The 6285-nt window shown below is 44.1% G+C and carries 8 protein-coding genes; 3 read left to right on the top strand and 5 right to left on the bottom strand.

What is annotated here, in order from left to right; all coding sequences use genetic code 11:
• Nucleotides 1-349, top strand: a 349-nt coding sequence (locus UF75_RS24055) for a proton-conducting transporter membrane subunit (protein ID WP_045576942.1), incomplete at its 5' end; no start/stop codon positions are given.
• Nucleotides 350-405: 56 nt separating this feature from the next.
• Here UF75_RS24055 and UF75_RS24060 read toward each other — a convergent pair.
• From UF75_RS24060 to UF75_RS24075, 4 genes are all read right to left on the bottom strand, one after another.
• A complete protein-coding gene (locus UF75_RS24060; RefSeq protein WP_045577051.1) occupies nucleotides 406-714 on the bottom strand; it encodes a PQ-loop domain-containing transporter in 309 nt (102 codons plus the stop codon).
• Nucleotides 715-858: 144 nt separating this feature from the next.
• A complete protein-coding gene (locus tag UF75_RS24065; protein ID WP_045577052.1) occupies nucleotides 859-2595 on the bottom strand; it encodes an ABC transporter ATP-binding protein in 1737 nt (578 codons plus the stop codon).
• A gap of 255 nt (nucleotides 2596-2850) precedes the next feature.
• Nucleotides 2851-3519, bottom strand: a complete 669-nt coding sequence (gene bshB2, locus UF75_RS24070; protein WP_045577053.1) for a bacillithiol biosynthesis deacetylase BshB2 — start codon at nucleotides 3517-3519, stop codon at nucleotides 2851-2853.
• Nucleotides 3520-3597: 78 nt separating this feature from the next.
• Complete coding sequence (locus tag UF75_RS24075; RefSeq protein WP_045577054.1) at nucleotides 3598-3948, bottom strand: YojF family protein; 351 nt, start codon at nucleotides 3946-3948, stop codon at nucleotides 3598-3600.
• Nucleotides 3949-4468: 520 nt separating this feature from the next.
• On the opposite strand from UF75_RS24075, the gene UF75_RS24080 reads away from it, so the two are divergent.
• Together UF75_RS24080 and UF75_RS24085 are read left to right on the top strand one after the other, a co-directional pair.
• Entirely contained in the window at nucleotides 4469-4705 is a 237-nt protein-coding gene (locus tag UF75_RS24080; RefSeq protein ID WP_045577055.1) for a ketopantoate reductase C-terminal domain-containing protein, read from the top strand.
• 127 nt (nucleotides 4706-4832) lie between these two features.
• Nucleotides 4833-5150: a DUF2680 domain-containing protein gene (locus UF75_RS24085; RefSeq protein ID WP_045577056.1), complete on the top strand. Its 318-nt coding sequence runs from the start codon at nucleotides 4833-4835 to the stop codon at nucleotides 5148-5150.
• Between the two features lie 117 nt (nucleotides 5151-5267).
• Here UF75_RS24085 and UF75_RS24090 read toward each other — a convergent pair.
• Nucleotides 5268-6285, bottom strand: a 1018-nt coding sequence (locus UF75_RS24090; protein ID WP_045577057.1) for a hexokinase, incomplete at its 5' end; no start/stop codon positions are given.

The following is a 6285-nucleotide window of genomic DNA, read 5'->3' on the forward strand; positions in this document are numbered from 1 at the left end:
TTCTCCTTTGGCAGCGGTGGTCATGACGGCCTCCTTATTATCCTTAGCTGGGATTCCACCGCTCGCCGGATTCGTCGGTAAGTTTTATCTCTTCTCCGCAGTGATGGATCAAGGGTATACCGCGATCGCCTATATAGGGTTCGTGATGAGCATGGTGTCCGTCTACTATTATCTTTCGGTCGTCAAAGTCATGTTCCTCAACGAGGGCGAAGGGTTACCGGATGTACCCGTCCATGGGGCCTTGAAGTTTACGCTGGTATTTACGATGTTAATCACACTAGTGATTGGTCTTTATCCAACCCCTCTGGCCCAAATGGCGATTGCTGCTGCTCAAAGTTTATTTAGGTAAGTAAAGAACCCTCCCGTTGCCGTAACGATTCACGGCTGCGGGAGGGTTCTTCATCGTTATTTAGCTGATACTGCAGGGCGAGACTTTTCTGATCTATAATGGTGAGAAGGGGTAGCGATACGACTGTTGCGAACATAAATTAGGAGATCTGTTAATACCATGATGAAATTAAGTACGTATAAATACACAACCGGATCATACTGATTAAAAACTTTATGCAAGATCCCGGCAACATATCCAATCAGAATAACAACTAAGAACGATACGCTTTTACCCTCAGTTGATCGGGAAGTGTAAGATTTATAAATGGAAAGAGGCCAAGCAGCACCGAAACAAATTAACATGACGATTTCAAAAAAACTCATAGAAACACCCCATTAAGTTGTATTGTATTTACTTTCACAATCGACAGTAGTTATTATACACCTTTATAGGGCTAAATAGTTCAGCTTTGCTAAAGTTCCGCAATTCGAAAAAGATTGAATAGAGAGTCACCTTTTTCGGCAACGTTAATCCAAGCCTTCAAATTGCATATTATAATAATGAGCATAGATTCCGTCGTTTTCAATCAGCTGTTTGTGACTCCCCCTTTCCTGGATACCATCGTCGGTAACCACGACTATTTCGTCCGAATTCTTGATCGTACTTAATCGATGAGCAATCACGATGGTGGTTCTGTTTTTAGAGAGCTTTTCTAGTGATTTTTGGATATATAGTTCACTTTCATTATCCAGAGCAGAGGTAGCCTCGTCCAAGATTAAGATCGGAGGATTCTTTAAAAACACCCTGGCGATCGAGAGTCGTTGCTTTTGACCGCCGGAAAGTCTAACTCCACGTTCCCCTACATAAGTATTGTAACCTTCGTCAAGAGACATAATGAACTCATGGATATTGGCATTTTGTGCAGCCTCTATGATTTCGGCATCCGTAGCATCTGCCTTTCCGTAGGCTATATTTTTTTTGATGGAGCCGTCAAACAGATAGACATCCTGTTGCACAATGCCGATGGTGTTTCGTAAAGACTCCAGTGTAATATCCCGGATATCGTTTCCATCGATGGTGATCGATCCTGAAGTCACGTCATAAAATCTTGGCAAGAGAGAACATAAGGTTGTTTTCCCCCCGCCAGACGGTCCGACCAAGGCAATCGTTTTTCCCGCTCTTATCGTTAGGTTGACATTATCTAAAACCCTGTAATCATCATTATAGTGAAATGAGACACCTTGATAATTGATTTCCCCTAAAACGTGGGTAAGGGGTTTGGCCCCTGCTTTGTCCACGATATCAGGCTGAGTTTCGACAACTTCAAGAAATCGTTTAAATCCGGCGTACCCTTTTTGAAACTGTTCCGTAAAGTTAATCAGCACATCAATCGGATTGATAAAAATGTTAATATAAAGGACATAAATGGCCAGATCGGCAATTTTTAACGAGCCCTCGGCGATAAATATCCCTCCGGAAACAATGACCACAACATAGAGCATTCCTTCAAAAAATGAATTCCAGGCGTGAAAGTTCCCCATGGTTTTGTACGTTTCGATTTTGGATAATAGGAACGATTGATTGCTTTTACTGAATTTTTCACTTTCTACGTCTTCATTAGCAAAGGACTTAACCACTCTGATTCCAGAGAGACTATCCTGCACGCTGGAATTCACAGCAGCAATCTTTACCCGGTTATCCGTAAAGATGGGTGCCATTTTAATATTCTTGTAAATGGTAAAGAGCACCATTATGCTGGTGACCAGCAACAAGATTAAGGTCATTTTGACATTGATCAGCATTAAGATAATAAAGGAGCCAACGATTTTCAGAGCGGAAATAAAGAGATTTTCTGGCCCGTGATGAGCAAGCTCAGAGATATCAAATAAGTCGGCAACCAGTTTGGACATCATTTCCCCAGTGTTGTTTTTGTCATAATAGGAAAAGGATAACCTCTGAAAATGATTGAACAGATCGTTCCTCATGTCGGTTTCCATTCGAGCGCCCATGATGTGTCCCCAAGAAATGATGAAATACTGGCAGAAATACTTGATGACGTACATGGACAACAAGGCTATGCCGACAAAAACTAAAGTATGCAGAATCGTTCCCTTATCTTGAGTAAACAGATTTTTGGTAAGATAGCTAAGAATTTGGGGAAAGGCTAGATCAATGAGGGAAACGATCACGGCACAAAACATGTCCGTATAAAAAAGGAATTTGTGAGGTTTGTAATACTGAATAAATTTCGCGAGTACACTCATAAATGTGATAGGGTCCCCTCTCAGAGTTTTAGCTATATTGTAACAATAGACGTGTAGGTTATCATGTCCGAAACCTAAAAGAAGAGTGTCTATAGTAGAGAACAAGGCTGGATACATTAATTTGCTCCAGCCTTGTAGTGCATACGGGTTTAACCCCACCTGAAGTTTACGAAAGAATTTTACTTACTTTCCCAAGGACCTTGAAGGGTTGAAACCCTAGGATCAGAAGATTGTTATAGAAAGCTAGGGGCCTTATTAAAAACGGTAGGTCCAGAAAGATTCGCGCTGGAGCATATGGCTAAACTGATTTTTGGAGGACTGTTTCTTGCGTTTTTCACTCGCAATCTTGGACAAAAACATTTGGGATTGTGATCTATGAGCCCGAACCGCAGCCAGTTTTAATTCGGACACGGAAGAAATATCGTTCACGATATCCGGCGGGCCAAGCACCTCTTGACAGTCACGAGCAAAAGCATGGGCGTATACCACAGGGCGTTCTTGAACCGGAAGACGAGCAATGGCACGGATCGTCACTTCACCTAAAGCATTGTGATCCGGATGCACTGCAAAGCCAGGATAGTGGGTGAGGACCAGGGATGGCCGAATCTCTTGGAGAATCTGCTCAATTCTATCAATCAATAGCTCCGGGTCTTCAAATTCAATGGTTTTATCCCGTAACCCGAGTTTAATGACCCGTTTAATTCCGATAGCTTGGCAAGCTTCGTCTAACTCTGCCTCCCGAATATTAGGCAAAGACTCTCTTGTGGCAAAGAACGGTTTTCCCATATTGCGCCCCATCTGCCCCAGAGTAGCACAGATATAAGTAACCGGAACTCCTGATTTGACAAATTGTGCTATGGTTCCGCCACATCCAAACGTTTCATCATCTGGATGGGGGAAAACTACGAGAACATGTTGTTCCAAGAATGACTCCTCCCACGTTAATTCAAATTTCACTGATAACGTATGAAAACCCACGAGACAGCGGGTTATAGCATTTCGTTACAGTTCAAACGGAGACAGACTAAGTTCCAGAGCTACCGCCAGTCGTCCCTCTTGATCATGGCCGGCGAGTAATAACTGACCTTCTTGCTCCATTTCAAAATCGGTCAGTCCTTCAGCGTAAACCCAGCCAAGTTCCATCTTGAGTCCGACGCGGTACGGGCCTTCACCGGTAATGATCCCTCGTTTAAAGCAGATGAGACCATTGCGAATATAGGCCCCTACATTCATCTTGCTTTCTTGGCTATGGACAGCATAAGCTCCATTGGTTGTCTCTAGGTGAAGGTACACTTCGCGGTTGAGAAAACTTTCCAGAGCGGGTTGAACAATCGACTTATCAATAGGTTTCATGAATTATCTACCACCTCAACCAATGATTTTCCCCTCATTATATACTATTATTCTTTAATTACCCAGCGTTCCAATGGCGAGAACGGGAGAACGTCTATAAACACTTGACAAAGTTTAATCTTTGAGTAGGCCGTTTACCACGAAAAAGGATCTTTCACTTAACCAAAAGCAGATGATGCAGGTTCTTTATGATATCTGCAAAGAAAACGTTGAGAAAGCGTCAAGCGGCTAAAATACCAAGCATGCAGGCGGGTTAAAGGTTATCGATGTGGACTAATAACACGAACCTGATTGAGGAAATCAAGAAGCTGGGGGAAATGTAAACAATGAGAAGGAGAATTGTAGCCATATAGCGAAAATAATGGTAGATAGTATAGCTAAAGTCCTGTTTAAACAGGTAAGAACGGAGAAAAGAAATGAAAGTTTTGGTTATTGGTTTGGGGGCATTAGGAACCGTATACTCTTGCCTTTTAAGTGTAGCCGGCCACGAAGTGACGGGCCTAAGTAGACCAACATTCCCATGTTTTGGCCTGATGCCCAAACTTATTTAACAAACTTTTATGACCATTTGATACCTCCAACCTCTGCCCATCATGCCTCGATGCTTCAAGACATCCAAAGCGGTCGCCGAACCGAAATCGAGGCTCTTAATGGAGCCGTGGTAAAACTAGCCCATCACTCGGGTGTCGCTGTTCCAGTGAACGAAGTCATTGTGTCGATGGTCAAAGCAAAAGAGAGCTTTAGCCTACGCCACTGACCCTTAAACTTGTCTGGACCTACTTTCTTGCCTTTTGATTATTTAAGAGGACTCATGGACTAAGAACACATAAAATGGGCATTCTAAGATTGTTTCCGGCAAAAAAATGAATGAGGAGGACTGGCAAATGAGAAAACTGGCTGCAAGCATTTTGGCTTTGGCTTTGTTGGTTCTAAGCGCCGTGCCTGCCTTCGGAGCTGTTGATCAAGGCAAATTGAAGGAGATTAAAGCTCTCACTCAGCAAATGAACAGCCTCAAAACTCAGATTATTGATAAAGAAGTCGAGGCTGGAATACTGGATCAAACAAAAGCCGATAAAATCAAGAACGCCATGCAAGAACATCAACAAAGAATTGAACAAGATATCGACAAAGGCGAATTTCATGGTTTCAAGCACAAAAAAGGCTGCGGCCGTGTCCCCTCAAATGTTCAGAAAGCAGAGTAAACTCATTCACAGCTGATTTACTGTCGGTTACAACGTTAAGGAGCGAACCCTAAGAGATTGGGGTTCGCTCCTTCCACTTATTTATTTTCAAGTCCAAATGGCATTCGAGTCTAGGGGCTATCTCAACTGCTTTGCTAGGGCCGCTGCGATGGCTGCTCCTATTAGGGAGCCTCCGGCTGACAATTTAACTGTGACTAGGCCCGCTTTACTTTCTAATGTTTCGTTTAAGGCAGCCGTTAATTCCTGGGCGTAGCCAGCCATCCCTTTGTACAGGGAGCCATCAATTGCCACAGTGTGACAATAGTTGAGGTGTGGGTCGAGATGTCGGACAACCCCGATTAAGCTAGCCGCCACCAGCCGGGCTGAACGTTTTGTGAGTAGATTAGCGAGGCGTTTAAATGCCAAGCACTCCTCTCTTGACATAAGGTGTGAGTAAGTGTCCTCCTCAAGACAAATCAAAGCCAAGTCCTTGCCGCTTATGGAATACGGTTGGCTCCAGCGAGCAGGGGCAGGTGGGTTATTAAGCCTGCCAAAAAGCCCTTGCTGGTAAAAATCCAAGGCAATCTGACGGAAAAGCTCTCCGAGGTATTTGCCAGAGAGCTTTTTTTCGAATTTTTGCTCTCCAGGGTTATCGCTCGACTGATCTAGCCTTTGATCATAGGCCGTTTCCGGAGAGGCGGAGAAGTTCCCGGACTCAGTGTTTATGATGATCGGAGCTTCAAATCCCGGCGTTTTCTGTTCAAGGTAGCAGGTGTTGTACCCAGTGCCGAGAATCGAAGCGATGTCAACGCTGGGGTTTTGATAGGCTGCGGTCAGGAAGGTGGTCACAGTGTCGTTGATAATGGCAGTCGGTCTAACGACACTGTCAAGTCCCCTGCGCTCAAGAGCTTCAGAGAGCAAGTGACCAACGTCTTTGCCCACCACCCCGGATGTCTTGACTTCTTTATTCCAGTTGAGGAGAAGCCCTTCTGCAATTCCTTGTTGGCGATAGGGGAAGGAAAAGGCAAAACCCAGAGAAAGGGGTCCTAGTGGGCTTGATTTTTGGAGGGAATATGCTGGAGAATGAGTAAGCACTTTTTGAATGATTTCTGCAAGGAAATCAAAGAGCTCTTCAGCTGTTACGCCTGCTGCCCGG

Origin of the sequence: Desulfosporosinus sp. I2, assembly GCF_000960765.1 — a bacterium.
Taxonomy (GTDB): Bacteria; Bacillota; Desulfitobacteriia; order Desulfitobacteriales; family Desulfitobacteriaceae; genus Desulfosporosinus.

What these genes read in the sequence shown, in the direction of transcription:
- UF75_RS24060 (WP_045577051.1), bottom strand. Translation starts at nt 714, where the DNA reads ATGAGTTTTTTTGAAATCGTCATGTTAATTTGTTTCGGTGCTGCTTGG.
- UF75_RS24065 (WP_045577052.1), bottom strand. Translation starts at nt 2,595, where the DNA reads ATGAGTGTACTCGCGAAATTTATTCAGTATTACAAACCTCACAAATTC.
- UF75_RS24075 (WP_045577054.1), bottom strand. Translation starts at nt 3,948, where the DNA reads ATGAAACCTATTGATAAGTCGATTGTTCAACCCGCTCTGGAAAGTTTT.
- UF75_RS24080 (WP_045577055.1), top strand. Translation starts at nt 4,469, where the DNA reads ATGTTTTGGCCTGATGCCCAAACTTATTTAACAAACTTTTATGACCAT.
- UF75_RS24085 (WP_045577056.1), top strand. Translation starts at nt 4,833, where the DNA reads ATGAGAAAACTGGCTGCAAGCATTTTGGCTTTGGCTTTGTTGGTTCTA.